This window comes from Vibrio sp. V03_P4A6T147 (assembly GCF_002241085.1).
GTDB classification, from domain to species: Bacteria; Pseudomonadota; Gammaproteobacteria; order Enterobacterales; family Vibrionaceae; genus Vibrio; species Vibrio anguillarum.
This window is the reverse complement of record NZ_NDIO01000177.1, coordinates 1-5,352: the sequence shown is the minus strand read 5'-3', so window position 1 is coordinate 5,352 and position 5,352 is coordinate 1. Positions and strand designations below refer to the sequence as shown.

At 41.8% G+C, this 5,352-nt stretch carries 3 protein-coding genes and 1 pseudogene; 2 read left to right on the top strand and 2 right to left on the bottom strand.

Annotation, left to right across the window (positions count from 1 at the left end; genetic code table 11):
• Positions 1–374, top strand: a pseudogene (locus tag B9J84_RS06915) (ABC transporter substrate-binding protein); the annotation flags it as partial.
• 15 nt (positions 375–389) lie between these two features.
• A complete protein-coding gene (gene luxQ / locus B9J84_RS06910; RefSeq protein WP_094123832.1) occupies positions 390–2,936 on the top strand; it encodes a quorum-sensing autoinducer 2 sensor kinase/phosphatase LuxQ in 2,547 nt (848 codons plus the stop codon).
• Positions 2,937–2,953: 17 nt separating this feature from the next.
• Here the strand turns inward: luxQ and B9J84_RS06905 are convergent, their stop codons facing one another.
• Both B9J84_RS06905 and glpD read right to left on the bottom strand, forming a co-directional pair.
• Positions 2,954–3,565 carry a PilZ domain-containing protein gene (locus B9J84_RS06905; protein ID WP_094123833.1) on the bottom strand — a complete coding sequence of 204 codons (612 nt, stop codon included), beginning with the start codon at positions 3,563–3,565 and terminating at the stop codon, positions 2,954–2,956.
• Between the two features lie 197 nt (positions 3,566–3,762).
• Entirely contained in the window at positions 3,763–5,307 is a 1,545-nt protein-coding gene (gene glpD, locus B9J84_RS06900) for a glycerol-3-phosphate dehydrogenase (RefSeq protein WP_094123831.1), read from the bottom strand.
• Between the last annotated feature and the right edge of the window lie 45 nt (positions 5,308–5,352).

Below are 5,352 nucleotides of genomic sequence, written 5' to 3'. Positions count from 1 at the left end.
ATAGTGCATTTGATGCAACTTTGCGTATTCTTAAACAAACACCAGATATTAATTTTATTTACGCATGCTCTACTGATGTTGCACTCGGTGCCATGGATGCGTTGCAGCAGCAAAATAGAGAAGATATTACGTTAAACGGCTGGGGCGGTGGTGAGGCTGAATTGGACGCGCTGCAAAATAGCACACTTGATGTGACTATCATGCGTGTCAATGATGATGCCGGTGTTGCTATGGCGGAAGCCATTAAGTGGGATCTTGAAGGAAAGCCGGTACCTACGGTTTACTCTGGTGATTTTGAATTGGTAACCAAAGAGGTCTCTTCAGCGTATATTGAAAAGCTCAAAAAACGAGCATTTCGTTACTCTGACCATTGATATATCGAGTCATTAATGAGTTTAAGGTCAAGCACCGTCAAGAAAAAACAAAAGATAGCTACCGTGATCACCAAATCAATGATTGCGGTGATTGGCGCATTGACGCTCAGCGTTTTATTTCAAAGTTATCAGATCAGTAGCAAAATCATTGCTCAAGAAGTGCAACGTACGGCTTCTCAAACCTCTAGTCTCATCCAGAACCTCTTTAACTTCCGCCTTTCATTACTGCAGATAAACCAAGATAGCAGCGCAAAAAATGCAGGTTTAGTTAAAGCAATTCGTAAGGGCGATAATGACAGTATTGATCAGTTCTTTTTTGGAGTTGACCAGCTAGAAGTAGCCAACACGCCTGACATTCGTTTCATTTCTGATTCTGACAGCCTGATGTGGGAAGATGGCAATGCTCAGTTTTATGGTATTGAACAAAACGAGCTGGTAAACATGTCTCGTAAAGTCGCGTTAAGTAATAACTGGCATATGATCAAATCGCCCTCTCAATTGGGCTATGCCTACCTAATGGTCAGACGTACTCCCGTTATTGACTCGCAGTCCGGAGAGGTGATTGGTTTTTTGCATCTTGCTACCGTACTTAACAACAATTACGTGCTGGCAGAAACATTACGTGAAGGGAGTAACTCAGAAAATCTCGTGATGACGACGGGTGAAAAGGTCTTAGCCTCAACAATTAATGGTGATGAGACCTACACGGAACGTGATGTTTTAGAAGATAATTTTGACGCCTATAGTTTTGCCGATTACATGGTAAGCCGTACCGCGTTAACCATAGAAGGCGTACCAATTTATATTAACGTCCTCAGTGTGCAGAGCAATGAGAACGTATTGCAATTACGTGAAAATTATTTTTTTTGGATGATTTTTGCCCTTTTTGCGATGGTGATAGTCTCTATTTTGACTCGTTGGTGGTTACAGCAGCGTGTCAAAAATGAAATCAGTAGCTTGATGAATTACACCCACAAAGCTGCAGAAGCTGGGAGTTATGAGCTTTTTTCTGGTTCTAAAATCTATGAATTTGATCACTTCGGCAGAACGCTAGAACACACATTTCAACGTTTATCTGAGCAAGAAAAACAATTTGAAGATCTGTTCAATTTTTCACTTTCGCCCATCATAGTATGGAGTATCGACGGTGATATCATCAAAATGAACCCATCAGCAAAGAAATATTTCATGCGTCGCAATGATCAACAGCAGTGCATTCTTGATGCATTAAAGCAAGAACTGCAGCCAAAGATACGCCTTGCGGTTGAACAAGAAACGTTCCGAGAGATAAACGTTGAAGTCGGCAATAAGGTTTTTCGCTGGAATTTATCCCCCATTATTTTTGAGCAGAGAATTGAGTCAATCATCACTCAAGGGCAAGATATTACGACAATCGCCGAGGCGGCCAAACAGAGCCGACTCGCAAGGCAAGAAGCGGAAGAGTCGGCGCGTATTCGTGCTGAATTTCTTGCAAAAATGAGCCATGAGCTGAGAACACCATTGAATGGAATTTTAGGTGTTTCTCAATTACTTAAGCGTGAAATCAGTGACCATGAGCAACTTGAACAAGTGAATGTGTTATGCAGTAGTGGTGAACATTTATTGGCGGTGCTGAATGATATCCTTGATTTTTCAAAGATAGAGCAGGGACAGTTTAGAATTCAAGAGTCTGACTTTAAGCTGGTTGAGGTCATCTCTGCCGTGGAAAGTATCTATCGGCCATTATGTGCCGAAAAAGAGATTGAGTTCAGCCTAAAGAGCAATATTCCGCCTGATATGATGATCCATAGCGATCAAGTCCGCCTGAACCAAATTCTGTTTAATTTATTAAATAATGCGACTAAGTTTACCCATCATGGGTTGATTAGCATTGAGTTCCAGCAAAAGAATAACCACCAATTGTTTATTTCGATTAGTGATACAGGTATTGGCATCAGAGAGCAAGATCTCGCGCTTATTTTTGAGCCTTTTACTCAAGTAGAATCAAACACCACACGAGAATACGGCGGTAGTGGTTTGGGGCTTGCGATTGTCAAAAGCTTAATTGAGATGCTTGGTGGTACCGTAAACGTGAAAAGCCAATTTGGAGTAGGTACTACATTTTCTGTTGAACTCCCGCTGGTTGTCGTTAGTGACTGCGGGAAGGATATACCATCTTATGAGCGCGCGCCGCCACATGAAATGTTTGAAAAACCAATCAAAGTGTTGCTAGTCGAAGATAATCATACCAACGCTTTTATTGCTCAAGCATTTTGCAAAAAATACGGTATGGAAGTGACAAGAGTAGAGGATGGTCTACAGGCGATTGATTATGTGAAAGATCATCCAGTGGATCTTATCTTAATGGATAACCAACTGCCTTACTTAGGTGGGGTTGAAACAACACATTTGATCAAACATGAGTTGATGATGGATGTACCTATTTATGCGTGTACAGCTGATGGTATGCAATCGACTAACGAAGCATTTATGGCCGCAGGTGCAGAGTATGTGATAGTTAAACCTATCAAAGAGAAAGCATTGCATGAGGCTTTTTGTCACTTCCAAAAACGGCAGAAATAAAGCACTGCGTAACATTCTTATACGCTACCAGCCATAAAAGCGCGTACTAATATTTCTTTTTTCAATGCAGCTGTCATTGCAATTGATTCAAGAAATTTAACGCCTACTAACATTCCTTTACCTTGTTGACGCACACTGACGATTTGGCAAGCGAGATCTTGTGGTAGAAGTGGGGAGAGTGTGGACTTTATCTCAATAAACATATCTTTTTCTAAATGGTGCAAGCCAGGAATAAATAGCGCGCAGCCAGAAATAGAAAAGTCGATCAATTTCCCTTTAAATTGATGTTCTCCTTCATGCATAACGGCTGGCAAAGAGAGTTTATAGCGCTCGTGCTCACGGATTGGTTTGGTCACAAAGTGCTTAGGAAACTTGATAAACAGTAATCCGAACGGTTTAGAAATACTACGAATAATCGAGGTTTTGAACGCGAGTATATGACCTAATTCAGTGTCACAAATCCCACGCAAAATGATTTGGATATTAACTATTTTTCGCATCACCAAGTCTTCACGAGCTTTAACGGGCATATCGATCAGTACGTATCTTTCACGTTTGCATCCGACAATTGTCGTTGAAAAGCTGTAAGAATCCTCAGGTCCGAATTCAATAGTGAGGAGGATTCTCATGCATGGCTTAAGGAGTTTGATGAGATCGTCGCTGTTAGTATTCGGAATTGGCATTGAGTGGCATCGTCGTTACGGAAATATAGCTTTACTATACCCCGTGATTTTTACGTCACCTACTAAGAAAAAGTAAAAAACTCTCAGAAGATCATGTTTCTAAGAGCTTTTCTCAAGTTTAATTCTAGTGGCTACATCTTGTGTTAAGCACTGATGCGTTGACATTCGCAAGTTGATGATTGGTCGATATAATCATTTAACTGATCAATTTGTTCAGTGTTAAATGTTAAGCCGAGTTTACTTCTGCGCCATAGGATATCTTCACATGAAGAAGCAAATTCATAATGTAAGAGATAATCGACTTCGCATTGATAGAGCCCAAACGCAAAATGTTTACCCAGATCAGCACTACTTTGCACATTATCGAGCATCACCGAAGCTCGGCTACCATAATTAGTGATCCAGCGGTTAATGGTCGCTTTATCAAGATCTGGGAAGCGCTGCTCAAGCTGCTGTTTGAGCTGTGCGGGATAAAAGGCTTCTCCACCAGGCAGTGGTTTGTTTGCGGTCCAACTGTCAGACATTTGATTAAAAAATGGTTTTAATTGACCCATAGCAGATTCAGATAACTTGCGATAAGTGGTTAACTTTCCACCAAAAATAGAAAGTAGTGGCGCATTATCAGCTTGTTGATCCAATGAGAGTGTATAGTCCCGAGTAATGGCTTGTGGTGAGTCAGACTCGTCATCACATAGCGGGCGTACACCGCTGAAGTCAGCCACAATATCATCCAGTGTGACCTGATGGATAAAGTGCTTATTCACAACATCCAATAAGTACCGTTTTTCTTCGACGCTAATTTTCACTTGACGAGGATCACCTCGGTATTCGACATCGGTGGTGCCTATCATTGAATAGTGATCAAGATAGGGGATCACAAAGACGATCCGCTTATCTTCGTTTTGTAAAATATACGCCTGCTCTTCATCGTGAATTTTCGGCACGATAAGATGTGATCCTTTGATAAGCCGGATACCGTAGGGAGAAGTAATTTCAATCTGCTCATCAATGAACTGTTTAACCCAAGGACCTGTTGCGTTGACAAGCGCGTGACTGCGGCGAGTAAAACGAGTTTGTGTTTTTTCATCAAACAAAGTCACATGCCATAACTCGTCAACACGACGAGCTGATTCAACGCGGCAATAGTTTTTTACTTCGGAACCGAGTTCACGTGCTTGCATCGCATTCAGTATCACTAAACGAGCATCATCGACCCAGCAGTCTGAGTATTCGAAACCCATTTTCATCTCATTTTTAGTCACCACACCCGCGTTAAGGGCTATTTTTTTGCTGGCAGGTAGTGAGGTTCGTTTGCCTAAATGGTCATAAAGAAAAAGTCCGGCACGAATCATCCAAGCAGGTCTTAGAAAAGGTCGGTGTGGTAGACGAAATCGCATTGGTTTTGCAATGTGAGGCGCTTTGCGCAACAGTACTTCGCGTTCAGCCAATGACTCACCGACTAAACGAAATTCATAATGTTCTAGGTATCTCAACCCACCATGAATTAATTTTGAGCTCGCAGAAGAGGTAGCGCTAGCAAAGTCTTTTGCTTCATACAGGCCAACTTTCAGCCCGCGGCCAGCAGCATCTACGGCGATGCCTGCCCCATTGATACCGCCACCGACAACAATAATGTCGAGCACATTGTTTTCGGCTTCAATCGAGTTGCAAACAGAATGGTTGTTCATTGAGCGTACCTATTTCGTTTTTGTTCTGTAATGTTCGTATGAAAC